Annotated in this window: 14 protein-coding genes; all 14 read left to right on the top strand. The window is 63.9% G+C overall.

Going from position 1 to position 19,718, the window contains the following annotated elements; genetic code table 11:
* The first annotated feature begins 63 nt into the window (after positions 1–63).
* The 14 genes from rpoB to ABUA37_RS08780 all read left to right on the top strand — a co-directional run bounded on the left by rpoB (position 64) and on the right by ABUA37_RS08780 (position 19,651).
* Positions 64–3,564 carry a DNA-directed RNA polymerase subunit beta gene (gene rpoB / locus ABUA37_RS08845; protein ID WP_349898780.1) on the top strand — a complete coding sequence of 1,167 codons (3,501 nt, stop codon included), beginning with the start codon at positions 64–66 and terminating at the stop codon, positions 3,562–3,564.
* A 39-nt stretch (positions 3,565–3,603) separates the two neighbouring features.
* On the top strand, positions 3,604–7,485 hold the full coding sequence (locus ABUA37_RS08840) for a DNA-directed RNA polymerase subunit beta' (protein ID WP_349898779.1): 3,882 nt from the start codon (positions 3,604–3,606) through the stop codon (positions 7,483–7,485).
* 250 nt (positions 7,486–7,735) lie between these two features.
* Positions 7,736–8,389, top strand: a complete 654-nt coding sequence (locus tag ABUA37_RS08835; protein ID WP_349898778.1) for a hypothetical protein — start codon at positions 7,736–7,738, stop codon at positions 8,387–8,389.
* A gap of 193 nt (positions 8,390–8,582) precedes the next feature.
* Positions 8,583–10,211, top strand: a complete 1,629-nt coding sequence (locus ABUA37_RS08830; RefSeq protein WP_407075373.1) for a GspE/PulE family protein — start codon at positions 8,583–8,585, stop codon at positions 10,209–10,211.
* 49 nt (positions 10,212–10,260) lie between these two features.
* Positions 10,261–11,706 carry a type IV pilus twitching motility protein PilT gene (locus ABUA37_RS08825; protein ID WP_349898777.1) on the top strand — a complete coding sequence of 482 codons (1,446 nt, stop codon included), beginning with the start codon at positions 10,261–10,263 and terminating at the stop codon, positions 11,704–11,706.
* Positions 11,706–12,935, top strand: coding sequence for a type II secretion system F family protein (locus ABUA37_RS08820; RefSeq protein WP_349898776.1), 1,230 nt, complete (start codon positions 11,706–11,708; stop codon positions 12,933–12,935). The genes ABUA37_RS08825 and ABUA37_RS08820 overlap by 1 nt, the downstream gene beginning before the upstream one ends.
* A 153-nt stretch (positions 12,936–13,088) precedes the next feature.
* Complete coding sequence (locus ABUA37_RS08815; protein WP_349898775.1) at positions 13,089–13,526, top strand: type IV pilin protein; 438 nt, start codon at positions 13,089–13,091, stop codon at positions 13,524–13,526.
* Between the two features lie 79 nt (positions 13,527–13,605).
* A complete protein-coding gene (locus ABUA37_RS08810; RefSeq protein WP_349898774.1) occupies positions 13,606–14,040 on the top strand; it encodes a type IV pilus modification PilV family protein in 435 nt (144 codons plus the stop codon).
* Between the two features lie 70 nt (positions 14,041–14,110).
* Positions 14,111–14,635: a hypothetical protein gene (locus ABUA37_RS08805; protein ID WP_349898773.1), complete on the top strand. Its 525-nt coding sequence runs from the start codon at positions 14,111–14,113 to the stop codon at positions 14,633–14,635.
* Positions 14,635–16,407: a hypothetical protein gene (locus ABUA37_RS08800; RefSeq protein WP_349898772.1), complete on the top strand. Its 1,773-nt coding sequence runs from the start codon at positions 14,635–14,637 to the stop codon at positions 16,405–16,407. The genes ABUA37_RS08805 and ABUA37_RS08800 overlap by 1 nt, the downstream gene beginning before the upstream one ends.
* A gap of 1 nt (position 16,408) precedes the next feature.
* Positions 16,409–17,224, top strand: coding sequence for a prepilin peptidase (locus ABUA37_RS08795; protein WP_349898771.1), 816 nt, complete (start codon positions 16,409–16,411; stop codon positions 17,222–17,224).
* Between the two features lie 11 nt (positions 17,225–17,235).
* Positions 17,236–18,285, top strand: a complete 1,050-nt coding sequence (pilM, locus tag ABUA37_RS08790; protein WP_349898770.1) for a type IV pilus assembly protein PilM — start codon at positions 17,236–17,238, stop codon at positions 18,283–18,285.
* On the top strand, positions 18,282–18,956 hold the full coding sequence (locus ABUA37_RS08785; protein ID WP_349898769.1) for a hypothetical protein: 675 nt from the start codon (positions 18,282–18,284) through the stop codon (positions 18,954–18,956). The genes pilM and ABUA37_RS08785 overlap by 4 nt, the downstream gene beginning before the upstream one ends.
* Positions 18,953–19,651, top strand: coding sequence for a hypothetical protein (locus tag ABUA37_RS08780; RefSeq protein WP_349898768.1), 699 nt, complete (start codon positions 18,953–18,955; stop codon positions 19,649–19,651). Before ABUA37_RS08785 ends, ABUA37_RS08780 begins: the two co-directional genes overlap by 4 nt.
* Positions 19,652–19,718 lie beyond the last annotated feature (67 nt).

The raw sequence follows: 19,718 nt of genomic DNA, 5'->3' as shown, positions 1-19,718 counted from the left end.
CCGAGTCATCCATATATCACCGACTGTAACCGGGCTTGTCGAGAGCCCCCGGAGGTTATTTCCTTGGCTGCTGCGCGCAACGCATCCACCACAAAATCCAAGTCTCCCAAGAACGGTCGCTCTGCTGAGCGGCTCTCGTTCGCCAAGATCACCGACACCCTCACGGTTCCGGATCTTCTGGCGCTGCAGACCGAGAGCTTCGACTGGCTGGTCGGCAACGACATCTGGAAGGAGCGGGCTGCCGCAGCGAAGGCTGAGGGTCGCCAGGACCTTCCGTCGCTGACCGGTCTCGAGGAGATCTTCGAAGAGATCTCTCCGATCGAAGACCTCGGTGAGACGATGCAGCTCTCGTTCACCAACCCTTTCCTCGAAGAGAAGAAGTACTCGATCGACGAGTGCAAGGAGAAGGGCAAGACCTACGCGGCGCCCCTCTACGTCGAGGCCGAGTTCATGAACCACCTCACGGGTGAGATCAAGACTCAGACCGTGTTCATGGGCGACTTCCCGCTGATGACCCCGAAGGGCACCTTCGTCATCAACGGCACCGAGCGTGTCGTCGTGTCGCAGCTCGTGCGTTCGCCCGGTGTGTACTTCGACCGCGCGCAGGAGAAGACCTCCGACAAGGACATCTACTCCGCTCGCATCATCCCGAGCCGTGGCGCCTGGCTCGAGTTCGAGATCGACAAGCGCGACCAGGTCGGCGTACGCATCGACCGCAAGCGCAAGCAGTCCGTCACCGTGTTCCTCAAGGCCCTCGGCCTCACGAGCGAGGAGATCCTGGAGGAGTTCAAGGGTTTCGCCTCGATCGAGCTCACCCTCGAGAAGGACAGCATCCTCACCAAGGAGGAGGCGCTCAAGGACATCTACCGCAAGCTGCGTCCGGGCGAGCAGGTTGCCGCCGAGGCCGCGCGCGCGCTGCTCGACAACTTCTACTTCAACCCGAAGCGCTACGACCTCGCCAAGGTTGGTCGCTACAAGATCAACCGCAAGCTCGGCATCGACGAGCCGCTGACCAACTCGGTGCTGAGCCGTGAGGACATCCTCGCGACCATCAAGTACCTGGTCGCGCTGCACGACGAGCAGACCACGATCAAGGGTGTTCGCGACGGCAAGCCGGTGGAACTCCGCCTCGACGTGGACGACATCGACCACTTCGGCAACCGCCGCATCCGCGCCATCGGTGAGCTCATCCAGAACCAGGTGCGCACCGGTCTCTCCCGCATGGAGCGCGTCGTCCGCGAGCGCATGACCACGCAGGACATCGAGGCGATCACCCCGCAGACCCTGATCAACGTGCGCCCCGTCGTCGCCGCGATCAAGGAGTTCTTCGGCACCTCGCAGCTGTCGCAGTTCATGGACCAGAACAACCCGCTCGCGGGTCTGACCCACAAGCGCCGCCTGAACGCCCTCGGCCCAGGTGGTCTGTCACGTGAGCGTGCAGGCGTCGAGGTGCGAGACGTTCACCCCTCGCACTACGGCCGCATGTGCCCGATCGAGACCCCTGAAGGCCCGAACATCGGTCTGATCGGTTCGCTCGCATCGTTCGCGCGCATCAACTCCTTCGGTTTCATCGAGACCCCGTACCGTCGCGTGATAGACGGCAAGGTCAGCGAGAAGATCGACTACCTCACCGCCAGCGAGGAAGACGAGTTCGTGGTGGCCCAGGCCAACGCGCCGCTCACGGCCGACTTCCGCTTCGCCGAGCCCCGCGTGCTCGCGCGCAAGAAGGGCGGCGAGGTCGACCTCTTCCCGATCGAAGACATCGGCTACATGGATGTCTCCCCGCGCCAGATGGTGTCGGTCGCGACCTCGCTCATCCCGTTCCTCGAGCACGACGACGCAAACCGCGCGCTCATGGGCGCGAACATGCAGCGCCAGGCCGTTCCGCTGCTGCGCAGCGAGAGCCCGATCGTCGGAACCGGTATGGAGGGCTTCGCGGCCATCGACGCCGGTGACGTTGTCATCGCCGAGAAGGCCGGTGTGGTCTCCGAGGTCTCCGCTGACGTGGTCACCATTCAGCTCGATGAGGGCGGAACGCAGGAGTACTACCTGCGCAAGTTCGAGCGCTCCAACCAGGGCACCTCGTACAACAACCGGGTCATCGTCAGCGCCGGCGAGCGCGTCGAGGTCGGCCAGGTCCTCGCAGACGGACCGGCCACCGAGAACGGCGAGCTCGCGCTCGGCAAGAACCTCCTCGTGGCGTTCATGCCGTGGGAGGGTCACAACTTCGAAGACGCGATCATCCTCAACCAGAACCTGGTGAAGGATGACGTGCTCTCCTCGATTCACATCGAGGAGTACGAGGTCGACGCGCGCGACACCAAGCTCGGCAAGGAAGAGATCACCCGCGACCTGCCCAACGTCAGCCCGGAGCTCCTGGCCGACCTGGACGAGCGCGGCATCATCCGCATCGGTGCCGAGGTTCACCCCGGCGACATCCTCGTCGGCAAGGTCACGCCTAAGGGCGAGACCGAGCTCTCGGCCGAGGAGCGCCTGCTGCGCGCCATCTTCAACGAGAAGAGCCGCGAGGTTCGTGACACGAGTCTCAAGGTTCCCCACGGTGAAGAGGGCACCATCATCGGTGTCAAGGTGTTCGACGCCCAGGATGGCGACGACGAGCTCGGCTCTGGCGTCAACCAGCGCGTGGTCGTCTTCATCGCCCAGAAGCGCAAGATCACCGAGGGCGACAAGCTCTCCGGTCGTCACGGCAACAAGGGTGTTATCTCGAAGATCCTGCCGGTGGAGGACATGCCGTTCCTCGCCGACGGAACTCCGGTCGACATCATCCTCAACCCGCTCGGTATCCCCGGTCGCATGAACTTCGGACAGGTTCTTGAAGTTCACCTCGGCTGGGCCGCCATGCAGGGCTGGGATGTCAAGGGAAGCCCCAAGTGGGCCGCAAAGCTCAACGAGGAAGCGCTCTCGGCTGCTCCAGGCACCAAGGTCGCGACCCCGGTGTTCGACGGCGCCGCGGAGATCGAGATCGAGGGACTCCTCGACTCGACCACGCCGACCCGCGATGGTGTGCGACTGATCGACTCCACCGGAAAGACGCAGCTGTTCGACGGTCGCTCCGGCGAGCCGTTCCCGCAGCCGGTCTCGGTCGGTTACATGTACATCCTGAAGCTCCACCACCTCGTCGACGACAAGATCCACGCTCGTTCGACCGGACCGTACTCCATGATCACGCAGCAGCCGCTGGGTGGTAAGGCGCAGTTCGGTGGCCAGCGCTTCGGTGAGATGGAGGTCTGGGCGCTCGAGGCATACGGTGCCGCGTACGCGCTGCAGGAGCTGCTCACCATCAAGTCCGACGACATCCTCGGCCGGGTCAAGGTGTACGAGGCGATCGTCAAGGGCGAGAACATCCAGGAGCCGGGTATCCCGGAATCCTTCAAGGTCCTGATCAAGGAGATGCAGTCGCTGTGTCTGAACGTCGAGGTGCTCTCGGCCGACGGCACCGCAGTCAACCTGCGTGACACGGATGACGAGGTCTTCCGTGCGGCGGAAGAGCTGGGCATCAACATCTCAACCCGGTTCGAGTCCTCGTCGATCGACGAGATCTAGAACCCGACCAGACTTTCGTTTCAAGGAGAGAAGAAAACATTGCTCGACGTTCACGCGTTTGACGAAATCAAGATCGGCCTTGCGACCGCGGAAGACATCCGTCACTGGTCGCACGGTGAAGTAAAGAAGCCAGAGACGATCAACTACCGCACGCTCAAGCCGGAGAAGGACGGCCTCTTCGGAGAGCAGATCTTCGGCCCGAGCCGCGACTGGGAGTGCTCGTGCGGTAAGTACAAGCGAGTGCGCTTCAAGGGCATCGTGTGTGAGCGCTGTGGCGTGGAGGTCACCAAGTCCTCCGTGCGTCGCGAGCGCATGGGTCACATCGAGCTCGCGGCCCCCGTCACCCACATCTGGTACTTCAAGGGTGTTCCGAGCCGCCTCGGCTACCTGCTCGACATGGCGCCGAAGGACCTCGAGAAGGTCATCTACTTCGCCGCCTACATGGTTATCTCGATCGACGAGGAGGGCCGTCACGCCGACATGCCCGGTCTTGAGAACGAGATCCGCCTCGAGATCAAGACCCTCGAGGGCCAGCGCGACTCCCGCATCGCCGACCGCCTGCAGAAGCTCGAGGCCGACCTCGCCGCCCTGGAAGAAGAGGGTGCCAAGGCCGACCAGAAGCGTCGCACCAAGGACGGCGCCGAGAAGGAGATGGGCCAGGTTCGCAAGTCCTTCGACGAGCAGATCGCCCAGCTCGAGCGCGTGTGGGAAGACTTCCGCACCCTCAAGGTTGGCGACCTCAAGCCCGAGGATGCCGTGTTCCACGACCTCCAGGACCGCTTCGGCATCTACTTCGAGGCTCACATGGGCGCCGAGGCGATCCAGAAGCGCCTGCAGGCCTTCGACCTCCAGACCGAGAGCGACGAGCTGCACGACCAGATCGCCAACGGCAAGGGACAGAAGAAGATCCGCGCCATCAAGCGCCTCCGGGTCGTCAACTCGTTCCTGCAGACCGGCAACTCGCCGGCCGCCATGGTGCTCGAGGTCGTCCCGGTCATCCCGCCGGAGCTTCGCCCCATGGTGCAGCTCGACGGTGGGCGATTCGCGACCTCCGACCTCAACGACCTCTACCGTCGTGTGATCAACCGCAACAACCGTCTGCGTCGACTGCTCGACCTCGGCGCCCCCGAGATCATCGTCAACAACGAGAAGCGGATGCTGCAGGAGGCCGTCGACGCACTGTTCGACAACGGTCGTCGTGGTCGTCCGGTCACGGGTACGGGTAACCGCGCGCTGAAGTCTCTGAGCGACATGCTCAAGGGCAAGCAGGGTCGGTTCCGCCAGAACCTGCTCGGCAAGCGCGTCGACTACTCCGGCCGTTCGGTCATCATCGTTGGTCCGCAGCTCAAGCTGCACCAGTGTGGTCTGCCCAAGCAGATGGCGCTGGAGCTGTTCAAGCCGTTCGTGATCAAGCGCCTGATCGACCTCAGCCACGCGCAGAACATCAAGAGCGCGAAGCGCATGGTCGAGCGCAGCCGTCCGCAGGTGTGGGACGTGCTCGAGGAGATCATCCGCGAGCGCCCCGTGCTGCTGAACCGCGCACCAACCCTGCACCGCCTGGGCATCCAGGCCTTCGAGCCTCAGCTCGTCGAGGGTAAGGCCATTCAGCTTCACCCGCTCGTGTGTGCCGCGTTCAACGCCGACTTCGACGGTGACCAGATGGCAGTTCACCTGCCGCTGTCCGTCGAGGCGCAGGCCGAGGCGCGCATCCTGATGCTCGCGTCGAACAACATCCTCAAGCCGTCGGATGGCCGCCCGGTCACCCTGCCTACGCAGGACATGATCATCGGTCTGCACCACCTGACCACGCTCAAGACGGATGTCGTCGGCGAGGGCCGCGCGTTCGCGTCCGTCGCCGAGGCGATCCTGGCGTTCGACCAGCACACGCTGGACCTCAACGCCAAGGTGCGCATCCGTCTCGACAACCTGCACTTCGCCGAGGGCGAGGAGCCGGAGGGCTTCGTCGAGGGTGAGCGGTTCCTGCTCAACACCACGCTGGGTCGCGCGATCTTCAACGAGACTCTGCCGGCCGACTACCCCTACATCGAGGCAGTCGCCGACAAGGGTCAGCTCTCGCTGATCGTCAACGATCTCGCTGAGCGCTACCCCAAGGTGGAGGTCGCAGCAGCACTCGACCGCATCAAGGATGCCGGTTTCCACTGGGCCACTCGCTCAGGCGTGACCGTCGCCCTGTCGGACGTGCTGACGCCGCCGAACAAGCGCCAGATCATCGAGGGCTACGAGAAGCAGGCCACGAAGGTCCAGACCCAGTTCGAGAAGGGCCTCACGACCGACGCCGAGCGTCGTCAGGAGCTCATCGAGATCTGGAACAAGGCAACCGCCGAAGTCGCCAAGGCGATGGAAGACAACATGCCGTCGAACAACAACATCAACCGCATGGTCACCTCTGGTGCTCGTGGTAACTGGATGCAGGTTCGTCAGATCGCCGGTATGCGTGGCCTCGTGTCGAACCCGAAGGGTGAGATCATCCCGCGTCCGATCATCTCGAGCTACCGCGAGGGACTCTCGGTCGCCGAGTACTTCATCGCGACCCACGGTGCCCGCAAGGGACTGGCCGACACCGCTCTGCGTACAGCAGACTCCGGTTACCTCACCCGTCGACTCGTCGACGTCTCGCAGGATGTCATCATCCGCGAAGACGACTGCGGTACGACCCGTGGTCTCGACCTCCTGGTCGCGACCGCCGATGAGAACGGCGTGCTCGTTCGCGACAGCAATGTCGAGAACTCGCTCTACGCTCGCAGCCTCGCGGAGGATGCGGTCGACGCGAAGGGCAACGTTGTCGCCAAGGCCGGTGCCGACATCGGTGACGTCCTGATCCAGGAGCTCATCGACGCCGGGATCACCCACGCCAAGGTTCGTTCGGTGCTCACCTGTGAGTCCGCGGTCGGTGTGTGTGCTGCCTGCTACGGCCGCTCGCTCGCGACCGGCAAGCTCGTCGACATCGGTGAGGCCGTCGGTATCATCGCGGCCCAGTCGATCGGTGAGCCCGGAACGCAGCTGACCATGCGTACCTTCCACACCGGTGGTGTGGCATCCGCGGATGACATCACCCAGGGTCTGCCCCGCGTCACCGAGTTGTTCGAAGCTCGCACCCCGAAGGGTGCGTCCCCGATCGCCGAGGCCGCTGGAAAGATCACCATCGAGGACACGGATCGCAGCCGCAAGCTCATCCTGACCCCCGACAACGGTGACGAGCCGATCGCCTACCCGGTGCTCAAGCGCGCGACTCTCCTCGTCGAGGATGGCCAGCACGTCGAGCTCGGACAGCAGCTGCACGTCGGTGCTGTCGACCCGAAGGAAGTTCTGCGGGTTCGTGGTGTTCGTGCGGTTCAGATCCACCTCGTCAGCGGTGTGCAGGGTGTGTACCGCTCGCAGGGTGTCCCGATCCACGATAAGCACATCGAGGTCATCGTTCGCCAGATGCTCCGCAAGGTCACCGTGGTCGACCACGGCGACACCGGGCTGCTGCCGGGTGAGCTCGTCGATCGCCTCCGCTACAACGAGCTCAACCGCTCGGTGCTGACCGAGGGTCGCAAGACCGCTTCGGCCCGCCAGGAGATCCTCGGCATCACGAAGGCGTCGCTCGCGACGGAGTCGTGGCTCTCGGCCGCGTCGTTCCAGGAGACCACGCGTGTTCTCACGCAGGCCGCCATGGAGGGCAAGTCCGACCCGCTGATGGGCCTCAAGGAGAACGTGATCATCGGAAAGCTGATCCCCGCCGGGACCGGCCTGCCGCGGTACCGCAACGTGTCGGTCGAGGCGACGGAAGAAGCCAAGGCCGAGCGTTACCCGAACCGCATCTTCACCGATGACTCGTCGTTCAGCGAGTCCGACCTGAGCTTCGTCGACTTCGACAGCTTCTCGTCGGATGACTACACGCCGGGAACCTACAACTAACAACTACGTTCCCTGAGCCAGTCGAAGGGAACAACGAACGGCCCGCCACCTCACCGTGGCGGGCCGTTTGCCGTCTGTTGGGATAATGATTCACATGAGTGCGACAGAGCTGGCCGCGAAACTGCAACCGGGCTCGGCCGTGCGGTGGGACCGGCTCGAACGCGCGGCGTTCGCTGCGCATCCGGAGGTACTGGAGGAGCGACGGTCCGTTCGCGGCCGAATTGGTCGGAGCTATTGGAACCTGATCTGGATGGGTCCGCTCGTGCTCGTGTACCTCGCCCTCTACCTCGCGCCGATCTGGGGTTACGCCGCGATTTACAGCGGTCCGATTGCCTCGGCTGCGCCCGATCCGGACCCGGCGCAGGCGATCCCCGTTTCGGGCTTCTTCTACCTGTGTACCTTGGCCCTGCTGCTCATCAGCTTGGTGCACTGGCTGATCACGGGCCGCAAGCGCAATGGGTTCTATCAGGTGCAGGCATGGCTGGCCCTGGTGTTGGGTGTCCTGACGGCGTTGTCAGTGCGAGTCAAGGGGGAGCGGGATGCCGTCGAAAACTGGCAGAGCTGGACGGCCATCATCCTCTCGGTCGCGGCCTTCGCGGCCATCATCCTCATCGTTCATCTGGTCGTGAATCTCTCTCGCATCAATCGCGGTGAATCGACTGAAGTTTCTGGTGTGATGAGTGAGCTTCCTCCGGACAAGGTTTCGCTGTTCGGCCAGCGGCGTGAACGGCTGGCGCGGCTGTCTGAAGTCGACCAGACCGCCATCGCCAGCGACATCCACAAGGCCGTAGAAGACCTCCGGGCGCGCGGGCTGATTTCAGAGGCCGAGGCACAGCGTGCGAATGCAGCGGAGCTTGGTGCCCTCGCATTGCGGATGCCGAGGACACCGGCCCGCACTCGCTGACCGTGCCGTCGGCACCGACTTGTACCCCTATATCGCGGGTATGGTGTAACCCGCCCACGGCGAGTTATCGTTAGCTCTCTGGGGGGATCCAGGCAGTTGTTCTGCGTCGGGATGTCCTGCAGCCAGTGAGACCTTGAGGGGGGTGAGCTTCACTGTGGCGTCTGTGACCGAAATTCTGATCATTCGCGGCCTCATGCCGATCGAAAGCCTCGACATGGCGATGGGCGGCGTGCTCGACGACGACGCTTTCGTGCACTCGCTTCTGCAGGAGGGTAAAGTCACCGAGGCGCAGGTCGCCTCCGCGCGCGCGGCCAATGCCGGGCTTCCCTTCGTCGAACTCGTTGACTATCCCATCGATCGCACGGCCGTTGCGCTCGTGCCCGCCGCACTCTGCAAGCGGCACGAGATCTTGCCGATCTCCGTCGCCGGCGACAACCTCGTCGTCGCCCTGGCCGACCCGGGGGATGTCTTCGCGCTCGACGACGTGCGCGCCGCAACCCGGATGCGCGTCAACGCGGTCGTCGCGGAGCATCAAGATCTCCTCGCCGCGATGGATCGCTTCCTGCGGGCGGACGGTGAACTGAGCGACCTCACGAGCATGATCGAAGAGGAGGCGCAGCCGTCCTCCGACGTCGTCCTGGCCTCGGACGCGATCGAAGACGATGCGCCCATCGTGCGCTTTGTGAATCTGCTGATCAGTCAGGCCATCCAGGATCGCGCCTCAGACATCCACATCGAACCCGCGGAATACGACCTCGGGGTGCGGTACCGCATCGACGGCGTGCTGCATGAGATGCAACGAGCACCCAAGAACATCCAGAACGGCGTGATCTCGAGGCTCAAGATCATGAGCGACATCGACATCGCCGAGCGTCGCAAGCCGCAGGACGGCCGCATGTCGGTCAGCCACGGCGGCCGCAAGATCGACCTTCGAGTCGCGACGCTGCCCACGGTGTGGGGCGAGAAGGTCGTCATGCGAATCCTCGACAACTCGAGCTCGCAGATGGCGCTTAGCGACCTGAACCTCCTCGAGCGCAACCTCGACGCGTTCCAGCGCTCCTTCACCAAGCCCTACGGCATGATCCTCGTCACCGGTCCGACCGGCTCGGGCAAGTCGACGACCCTCTACACGACGCTCCATTCGGTCTCCAGGCCAGAGATCAACGTCATCACGGTCGAGGACCCGGTCGAATATCGGATGCCCGGGGTCAACCAGGTGCAGGTCAATCCCAAGGCGGGCCTCACCTTCGCGAGCGCGCTGCGATCGATTCTCCGTTCAGACCCGGATGTGGTGCTCCTCGGCGAGATCCGCGACCACGAGACGGCGCAGATCGCGATTGAGGCCTCGCTCACCGGCCACCTCGTGCTCTCGACTCTGCACACCAACGATGCGCCGAGTGCCGTGACGCGACTCACCGAGATGGATATCGAGCCGTTCCTCGTGGGCTCCGCGCTCGACTGTGTCGTGGCCCAGCGACTCGCTCGCAGGCTGTGCGAGCGCTGTCGCGAGCCGTACCAGGGCGACAGAAACGACCTCATCAACCTGCGCGTCGGTTTCAATCCAGAGCTTCCGCCGCCGACGCTGTTCCGTCCGATCGGCTGCGCCACCTGCTCCAACACGGGCTATCGGGGACGCATCGCGATCCACGAGGTGATGCTTGTCACGGAAGAGATAGAAAGACTCGCCGTGGGCCGTGCATCGAGCGCCGAAATCGGCCGGGCCGCGCGAGAGCAGGGGATGCTCACGCTGCGCGAAGACGGTTGGGCAAAGGCTCAACTCGGACTCACCTCGATCGAAGAGATCCTTCGGGTGGTGGCCTGATGTTCCGTCGCAGAGACTCAGTAGTCCAAAGAAACAAGGGGATAAAGGCGTGAACGATCCGAGGTACGAAATACCGGTCACACCGGGCGGCGAGTCCCAGAGCCTGCGGCCCAGTTACGCCGCGCCGCCGAGCGACCCGACCGTTGAGTCCTTGAACTTCCCGCCGCCGACCGTGCCATCGGTGCCCTCTCAGCAACCCGTGTACGTTCCCACTCCCGTGGACGAGTCAGCGGTCTTCTCGCCGATTCCGCCGGAGTCCCAGGCGCCAACGCTGAGGCCACGCGGCCATGCGGACATCCTGGGCGGTGCGCCCGAGCAGTTCGTGCACGCCTCGGCGCTGCCGGGCGCGGGTTCGCAGAGCCCCCTGATCGACGCGGATCCCGACCTCGTGACCGCGCTGCAGGAGGTCGTCTTCAGCGGCGCATCCGACCTGCACATCACCAACAACGCGGTGCCGATGCTGCGGGTCGACGGCTCGCTGCGCCCGATCACCGAAGACGTGGTGTGGAATCGGGCCAAGGTCACGGCGGCCCTGCTCAGCATCCTCACGCCGCAGCAGCAGGAGACTTTCGCCACCGAGCTCGAATTCGACTTCGCCTACACGATCTCGGCCAACGCTCGCTTCCGCGTGAATTTCTATCAGCAGCGTGGTGCGATCGGCGCCGCCTTCCGTCTGATTCCCACGGAGATCAAGGCGCTCGAACAGCTGGGCGTGCCGGATGCGGTGGCCCGCTTCGCCACCCTGGCGAGAGGCCTGGTACTCGTGACCGGCCCAACCGGCTCAGGTAAGTCCACGACGCTCGCCGCGCTGATCGACCTCGTCAACCGCACGCGCGCCGACCACATCGTCACCGTCGAGGACCCGATCGAGTTCCTGCACGGCAACCAGAAGTCGCTCGTCAATCAGCGCGAGGTCGGCTCAGACACGCACAGCTTTGCGAACGCGCTCAAGCACGTGCTGCGGCAGGACCCCGACGTCATCCTCATCGGTGAGCTTCGGGACCTCGAAACGATCTCCGTCGCGCTCACCGCGGCCGAGACCGGGCACCTCGTCTTCGCGACCCTGCACACGCAGGATGCGCCCCAGACGATCGATCGCGTCATCGACGTGTTCCCCTCGCACCAGCAGGGGCAGGTGCGAGCCCAGCTTGCAGCAACTCTGCAGGGCGTCGTCTGCCAGACACTGGTCAAACGAGCGGGCGGCAAGGGGCGCGCCGTGGCCACCGAGGTGCTCATTGCGACTCCCGCGGTGGCGAACCTCATTCGGGAGGGCAAGACCTACCAGATCCCTTCCGCGATGCAGGCTGGCCGCGAGCTCGGCATGCACACCATGGATCAGCACCTTGCGGAACTCGTGAACTCGGGTGACATCACTCAGGAGGCGGCGCTTGAGAAGGTGCACGACGTTGAGTCGTTCAAGCGTCTCGTGCAGGGCGGCCTTGCCGGGGCGCCCAGCTACAGCTTCGATCAGCAGCGGATGGGTGGAGGCTACTAGTGTCCACCGCACTCACCTTCGCGTACACAAGCCGGGATGCCGGCGGGAAGATCGTCAAGGGCAAGATGGAGGCCCAGAGCGAGTCGGTCGTCGTATCGCGCCTGCGCACCATGGGGCTGTCGCCGGTCAGCGTCTCGGAGACCAAGGCCGGCAGTGGTCTCAACATGGAGATCAAGATCGCGGGTTTCGAGAAGCCGGTACCGCTCAAGGACATCGCCGTCATGAGCAGGCAGATGGCGACCATGGTAGGGGCCGGCCTGTCGTTGCTTCGCGCGCTGACGATCCTCACCGAACAGACGGAGAACAAGCGGCTCGCACGCGCACTGGATGCGATTCGCACTCAGGTCGAGACCGGCACGTCGCTGTCGGACGCGTTCGCGAAGCATCCGCGGATCTTCCCACCACTGATGATCCACCTGATCCGGGCGGGTGAGACCGGAGGCTTCCTCGACAGCTCGCTGGAGTCGATCGCCGGCACCTTCGAGGCGGATGTCAAACTGCGATCGACCATCAAGTCCGCCTTGACCTATCCGGTAGTCGTTCTCGTCATGGCGCTCGTCTCGGTGGTCGCCATGCTCATCTTCATCGTTCCCGTGTTCAAGAAGATGTTCGCGGACCTCGGTGGCCAACTCCCACTACCCACTCAGATTCTTGTGGTCATTTCCGAGAACATGGTCTGGGCGGGCCCGCTTCTTCTCGTTGTCGGCGTCGGCTTCGCAATCTGGTGGAGGGCGAACAAGCACACTGACAGGGTGCGCAGCATCGTCGACCCGCTGCGCCTCAAGCTGCCCGTCTTCGGGCTGCTCATGCGCAAGGTCGGCGTCGCCAGGTTCACGCGCAATTTCGCCACCATGACTGGGGCCGGCGTGCCGATCCTGCAGTCTCTAGGCATCGTCGGCAATACCTCCGGCAACTGGGTGATCGAACAGGCTCTCCTGCGGGTGCAGGATGCCGTGCGCGGCGGACGTAATATCGCCGAGCCGCTGGCCGAACAGGGCGTGTTCCCGGCCATGGTCACCCAGATGATCGCGGTGGGTGAAGATTCCGGCTCGCTGGAGCAGATGCTCAACAAGATCGCGGACTTCTACGACGAGGAAGTGCAGACCACGACGGAGCAGCTCACCTCGCTCATCGAGCCGCTCATGATCGGTGTGATCGGCGTCATCATCGGTGGCATGATCATCGCGCTCTATATGCCGATCTTCACGATCTACAACGAGATCCACTAGCCCGTCCGGCCCCTCGAATTGGGGGTGTGTTAATGCCCGATGTGCCCTATTTGCGGGAATTGCGGTTACCGGCATCCTGGATCAGGATTCAGTTGGGGGCATTGCAATATTGGGGGCCACCTGTCCGAATCTCTGAGCAGGAATGGAAAAAAAATGATTAGTGCAATTCACAAGTCAATGGCCGCCAAGCGCGATGCCATCAAAAATGAGGAGCAGGGCTTCACGCTCATCGAGCTGCTGGTGGTCGTGCTGATCATCGGTATCCTCGCCGCGATCGCTATCCCGGTGTTCCTCAACCAGCAGAACTCCGCCAAGGACAGCGCGGCACAGTCCGACCTGACCAATGCGAAGGTCGCCATCATTCAGCTCGCCGCCAGCAACAACGGCGATGCATCATCCGCAACCTTGGCGACGCTGCAGGGCCAGGGCTTCGCGCAGAGCAGTGGTACCGGAGCGTTCGTCGTCTTCGCCACCGCCGCCGGCAAGTTCTGCATGAGCGAGGCATCGTCTACCGGAAAGATCTTCAAGATCACCGACGCCACCACCGTGACCAAGGTCGACGGTCCGGCCTGTGCGACTGCCGCAGGCTAAGCAATGACACTTGGGGGCGTCGCGTACAGCGGCGCCCCCACCTTTTAATATCCGTATAGCTTGGGAAGGGGTCGGATACATGCCAGAAAGCATCACCCCGCGCCCCTCCTCGACCGACGCAGGATTTAGCCTCATCGAGATCGTGGTCTCGATGTTCATTCTCGCCCTGCTCGCGATGGCGCTGATCCCGCTCCTCATCCAGGGGATGAAGGCTTCCGCAGCGTCGGCGGCAGTCGCGAGCGCGACGCAGTTGGTCAATAGCCAGCTCGACATGGCCCGCTCGCAGGCGTCAACGTGTTCCGGATTGCAGGGGGCTCCTTCCGTTGCCGTAGGCGCACCCAGCACCTACCGTGGCGTACCGCTCCAGTTGAATGTGACGCCGGTCGTGTGTCCGACGCCCGCACCGACGGCGACGAACCCGAGCACCGTCAGCTACACGGTCAAGGTCGTACGCAGCGACACCGGCCAGACTCTCGCCACGGCATCCACTCTCATCTACGTCAACGGTGGTTGAGATGCGGCGCGGGGGAGTGAACACGAAGTCGGACGAGGGGTTCACCCTCATCGAATTGCTGGTGTCTGCGATGCTGATCGTTCTGGTGCTCAGCGTCGTGGGCGGCCTCATGATCAGCACGACGTCGACCGAGGCAATCGTCAGGACAGTGACGTCGGCCACCAGCTCGGGCCAGCTCGTCTCCCGCTCGGTAACGACGGGGATCCAGAATTCGGGCAACTCTTCCAGCACGGCGGCACCATTCAAACTGACGGCCCCGTCGGGCAATGACCAGATGCTCACAGCTCTCAAGGTGGGTTCGGCGGCAACAATCACCTACCAGTGCGTGGCCTGGTACTACTCCGCTACCGAGCGCAGCGTTCGATATACAACATCAGGGGCGGCCATCCCGGTGCCCTCTTCTGCCACGCTCGCGACCTGGACTCTGCTGTCCACCGGAGTTTCGCCGCTCTCCGGAACGGGTATCTTCGCCCAACAGGGCAGCAAGGGTGTCACTCTTTCGTTCAAGGAAGACGCGGGCAAATCTAATGCAGTCGTATTTCAGACTTCGGCGACCAGCCGCACCGGCCTGACGGGAAATATCGCATGTTTCTGATGAATATGGTGAGTTTGTCGCGGCGGCTCCGCAGCGCGGAACGGGGCGCGGCCATGATCGCGGTCATCGGGCTGATGCTGGTCGGAATGGTGGTGACGTCGCTCATCCTGTCCTCGATTGTCAGTGGCTTCGGTTCGACAACTTCCACGAGGGCGGGAGTGCAGTCGCAGGCTGCAGCGACCGCGGGCGTCGATGTCGCGCTCGCCGCGCTCACGACGGGCACCTCCTGCTCTCCGACGTACACGAGCTCGACGGCGCCGACCTACACGGCATCGCTGAGCTACACCACCGCTTCCTCGGTGACGAGTGCCACGGCCTGGGTCGCCGGATGTCCCACCGCCGACGCCCAGTTCGTCAAGATCACCTCGGTGGGCGCTGCGCTATCGAAGGGTGTTGCCGGCAACAGCACGGGAAACACCAAGTCGGTCGAGGCAATCTACAACCGCGCGGTAGCCAGCCCTCCGATCGGCGTGTCCGGCCCCGCCATCTATTCCTACTCGTCTCAATACTTCGGCGGCTCGGGCACCTTGGTCTCACAGGACGGCACGAATGACGCGAACGTCATGGTGAAGACCGGCGACGTGAGCTGCAGCGGAGGTGCTGCGTCGCAGGGAGACCTGGTTGTCAACAACGGCAACGTCACGTTGAGCGGATCCTGCGGTGTTCTGGGCAACCTGTGGGCCTCGGGAACGGGAAAGGGTGCCATCAAGCTTTCGGGCGGCGTCAGCGTCGGGGGTAACGCCATCGGCTCCTCGCTGACGGTCAACTCGGGCACGATCAACGGGAGCACTTGGACGACGGGAACGACCTCTCTCTCTAGCGCCGTGGTAGGCGGCGGCGTCACAGTGACGGCGGGTGCGTTCAGCTCGGGAGGCAGCAACGCGATCGGCGGAGACATCTGGTCGTCGGGAGCGTCCAACGTGACGAACGGTGACGCGGTCAAAGGCAATGCAACCGCGCAGACGCTCGCGCTCACCGGGGGAAATATCGGCACCTCCACCTCCAATCGCGCCTGGGCTCGCGGATCGGTGACCGGCGTCAGCTGGTACTCGATCAACGCGGCGTTGACCGCGAAGTCCGTGCAGTCGGGAGTGACCGCGCAGGGCGGAGTCACCGTCGTTCCCGCCGGTCCCGGCCCTGGTCCCGCAGCACAGCCGACTCCGGCCGCGCCCACGGTGCCCAACTGGATTAACTTCGCCTATTCGCAGAGCGACTGGGCTGGCTTCTCGCAGTACAACCTCGGCACCAACTGCGACTTCGACGCCCTCACCGCCGCTGTCAACAGCTTCGCGGGTGGCAAGGGAATCATTGATGCACGCGGGTGCACGAGTCCGCTTGTCGAGTCGACCTATCAGCGCCTCATCCTGAACAACGATCTCGTCATCATTTCGACCCTTGGCTTCAGCCTGGGCAATGGGGGCGGGTTTACCTCCGACGCCCCGCACAAGCTGTGGCTGATCACCCCCGATACGACGTCCGAGTCGCCGACGTCGCCCACCTGCCCAGCCGGATCAAGCGTGAATGTTACCGGCGCCTTTTATTTCAGCCCGAACCTTTCGACGATTATCTATTCGCCGTGCAAGGTCTACATCGGTTCCGGCATTAACTTCTACGGGCAGGTCTTCGCGGGGGGTGCGAGCGTCGATGGCAACGCCCATCTCTATTACACGCCGGTGGGCCTCCCGGGCTATGACCTGTCGACGGGCGCAAGTTCAGCCACACCTCCGCCCAACCCATGGACCCCCGTTTCCCTTCGTAACATTGGCGGGTAGTGTGCCGGTGCTCGTAGGGGTTTTCGGCCTGTTGATTGGGTCGTTTCTCAATGTGGTGATTTACCGAGTGCCGCTGAAGAAGTCGATCGTGTCTCCACCGAGCGCGTGCGGCAACTGCGCACACCCTATCCGCTGGTACGACAACGTTCCGCTCCTATCCTGGGTCATACTGCGGGGCAGATGTCGGGACTGCGGCAGCCGAATCTCCGTTCGCTACCCGCTGGTCGAACTTGGCGTTGCGCTCTTCTTCGCGATCGTTGCGGTGATTTTCGCCCCGGCGGTCACGAGCGCGCCAACGGCGCAGGCCGCGGGTGCAGCCGCTCTCGTGCTCGTTGCCTACCTTTACCTCTCGGCGGCCAGCGTTGTTCTCGCGCTGATCGACCTCGACGTGCGCCGCCTTCCGAACGCGATCGTGCTGCCTGCATACGTCGTCGGAGCGCTGCTCTTCGCAGTCGCGGCGATGCTTTCCGGCGACTTTGCGCCCATGCTCCGTTCCGCGATCGGATGCCTGGCACTCGGCCTCGCGTACCTGCTGATGGCCCTCGTCATTCCCGGCGGAATGGGTTTTGGTGATGTAAAGCTGGCGGGTGCGCTCGGGCTGTTTCTCGGCTGGGCGGGGTGGGGGGCACTCGTTGTGGGGTCCATCGCAGCGTTCCTGCTCGGTGGTATCTTCGGGATAATTCTGATCCTTGTTCGCCGAGGGGGCCGCAAGACGGCGATACCGTTTGGCCCCTGGATGCTCGTGGGGGCGTGGATCGGCATTGTGGCAGGAAACGCTGTGTGGGATGCGTACTTGGCACTTTTCGGATTGGTCTAGGGGGGAAATAGATGGGTTCCACGATTGTCGGTATAGACATCGGCAGCACCACGCTACGCGCGGTGGAGGTGCAGGGCGCGGCGAAAGCCAAGCCGCTCATCACCCGGTATCACGAGATTGCGCTTCCCGAGGGTTCCGTGCGCAGGGGCGAGGTGCTCGAAGTCAGCACGGTGGCCGATGCGCTGAGGAAGTTGTGGGTGGCCGGCGGCTTCAAGAGCAAGGACGTCGTGCTCGGCATCGGGGGCCAGCGGGTCTTCGCCCGTGACCTGGCCGTGCCGCGCGCCCCGCTCGCCGAGATCAGGGAGTCCCTCTCTTTCCACGTGCAGGAGCTCCTCCCGGTGCCCGTTGACGACGCCATCCTCGACTTCTACCCGATCTCCGAAGACATCGGCGCCGACGGCCCCGTGGTCAACGGACTCCTTATCGCGGCGATCAAGGAGGCGGTTACGTCCAACGTCGCCGCGGTGACCCAGGCCGGGCTGCACCCGGTTCACGTCGACCTCATCCCCTTCGCTCTCACCAGGGCGCTCTCTCCCATCAGCTCGAACACGGGTCTCTCTGTGCTCATCGGAGTCGGCGCCAACACGACCAATGTGATCATCGCCCAGGGAGGGGTTCCGCTTTTCGTGCGAATCCTCGCGTCGGGCGGCGATGACATCACGAGGTCGATGACCGCCACACTGCAGATCGATGCCGTGGAGGCGGAAGCCCTCAAACGCCAACTGGGTCTCGCATCCATTGACGTGCCGCTGGAGCAGCGGCCCGCGGTCGAGATCATCTACGCCGTCGTCGGCGAGCTGTTCAACAGCATCCGCAACACGCTCAACTACTTCCTGTCCACCAAGCGCGGCGCCCATCTCGATCGGGTGATCGTCTCGGGCGGAGGAACGCAGCTCGCGGGGTTCACTTCCGCGCTCGCCGAGATGATCGGGCTGCCCGTGGCACATGCCGACCTGCTCGGAGGAACGCCACTGGCCCGTGGAGTGTCCGCGAGCACTGATTCACAGCAGCAGGATGCCATGTCCACGGCGTTCGGACTCGCCCTGGGGACGAGCGCATGAGCGGCAAGAGTGCGAAGCGTGCCGAGCTGATCCTCGGGGGCGAGCCGCGAGTCTTCCTGCTGCCCCCCGAAGCGGCACTGCGGGAAAAGGCTCGAGGCATGCGGCGGCTCTCGCTGCTGCTGTTGGTTCTCCTGCTCGTGATCGTCGGTGCAGGCTACGGCTATGCGTTCCTGCGGAACTCTCAGGCACAGGACGCGCTCGCCGCGTCTCAGGCCGAAACCAACTCGATCCTGAGTCAGCGCAAGGAATACGCGAAGGCCTCCAAGGTGGCTTCGTTAGTGACCGGCGTTAACGATGCGAAGACGCTCGGTGCGTCCACCGAGGTGCTCTGGGCGGGGCTGATCGATGCGGTGCGCTCCTCGCTTCCCGCGGGTGCAGTGATCCAGTCGGCAGATATGAAGGGGCGCGCGCCGTGGGAACCGGAACTCGTTCCGGCCGGCCCGTTGCGCGAGCCTCGGGTTGCGACGCTCACGATCGTCATCTCGAGCCCCACGATCCTCGATGCGACGGCGATCGTGCGCGCTCTCGTCGATGTTCCGGGCTTCGCGGATGCGACCCCCGACTCCGTCACGGAGGCGAGCGGCACCTACAGCACGACGGTCACGCTCAACGTCAACGAGAAGGCACTTTCCGGCCGATTTGCGAAGAACACGACGGGGGCATCGAAATGACCGGAAATCGCCTGTGGATGCTCGGTGTGTCCGTCGCCGCGGTGGTGATCCTGGTATTCGGTTGGTTGTTTGGCATCTCGCCAACTCTCACTCAGGCGGGGATCGCAGCCAGCCAGGCCCAGTCGACGGACGTGCAGAATGCAGCACAGCGAGCGGCACTGGTGAAGTTGAAGCGCCAATATGACACACTGCCCGAGCTCAAGAAGGAGCTGCAGAAGCTGCAGATTTCCGCGCCGGAGTCACCGGATCTCGATGACTTCCTCGATCAGCTCCAGGCGCTGGCGGAGGCGAACGGCGTGACGCTCACCGCGGTCACGGCAGCAGAGGCGACCGCGTACGGAGGGGAAGCAGGCTCGACGGCGGCCCCGACGGCCCCGGCACCGACCGTCCCGGCACCGACGAGCACCGCGACCCCCGCAGCGGGCGGGTCGCCTTCTCAGTCCGGCACGGGCGTCGCATCGACTCCCGCCCCAACCACCGACGGGGTCTTCACGGTGCCGGTGACGGTGGCGCTAAAGGGCACGCCGGAGCAGATCATGGCATTCATCGATGCGGCACAGAAGGGTCCTCGATTCTTCCTCGTGACGAACAGTTCATTCACGGGAACGAAACCCGCCGAGGACAGCACAGGCACGCTCGCCGGTTTCGTGTTCGTTGTGAAGGATGCACCCGCCGTAACCACCACGACAAAGTGACGGCGCCCAGCGGCCGGGCTCCAGTGCGGGCCCGGCCGCTGTCAACCGCTGTCGGCACGTGAGACTG

It is taken from the genome of Parafrigoribacterium soli, assembly GCF_040227235.1.
Taxonomy (GTDB): domain Bacteria; phylum Actinomycetota; class Actinomycetes; order Actinomycetales; family Microbacteriaceae; genus Parafrigoribacterium_A; species Parafrigoribacterium_A soli.
The sequence above is the reverse complement of the archived record's forward strand: the minus strand, read 5'-3'. Positions and strand labels throughout refer to the sequence as shown.

Excerpts from the sequence above, each read along its gene's own strand:
- ABUA37_RS08835 (WP_349898778.1), top strand. The coding sequence starts at position 7,736 with ATGGGTCCGCTCGTGCTCGTGTACCTCGCCCTCTACCTCGCGCCGATC.
- ABUA37_RS08830 (WP_407075373.1), top strand. The coding sequence starts at position 8,583 with ATGCCGATCGAAAGCCTCGACATGGCGATGGGCGGCGTGCTCGACGAC.
- ABUA37_RS08815 (WP_349898775.1), top strand. The coding sequence starts at position 13,089 with ATGATTAGTGCAATTCACAAGTCAATGGCCGCCAAGCGCGATGCCATC.
- ABUA37_RS08810 (WP_349898774.1), top strand. The coding sequence starts at position 13,606 with ATGCCAGAAAGCATCACCCCGCGCCCCTCCTCGACCGACGCAGGATTT.
- ABUA37_RS08805 (WP_349898773.1), top strand. The coding sequence starts at position 14,111 with ATGCTGATCGTTCTGGTGCTCAGCGTCGTGGGCGGCCTCATGATCAGC.
- ABUA37_RS08800 (WP_349898772.1), top strand. The coding sequence starts at position 14,635 with ATGAATATGGTGAGTTTGTCGCGGCGGCTCCGCAGCGCGGAACGGGGC.
- pilM (WP_349898770.1), top strand. The coding sequence starts at position 17,236 with ATGGGTTCCACGATTGTCGGTATAGACATCGGCAGCACCACGCTACGC.
- ABUA37_RS08785 (WP_349898769.1), top strand. The coding sequence starts at position 18,282 with ATGAGCGGCAAGAGTGCGAAGCGTGCCGAGCTGATCCTCGGGGGCGAG.
- ABUA37_RS08780 (WP_349898768.1), top strand. The coding sequence starts at position 18,953 with ATGACCGGAAATCGCCTGTGGATGCTCGGTGTGTCCGTCGCCGCGGTG.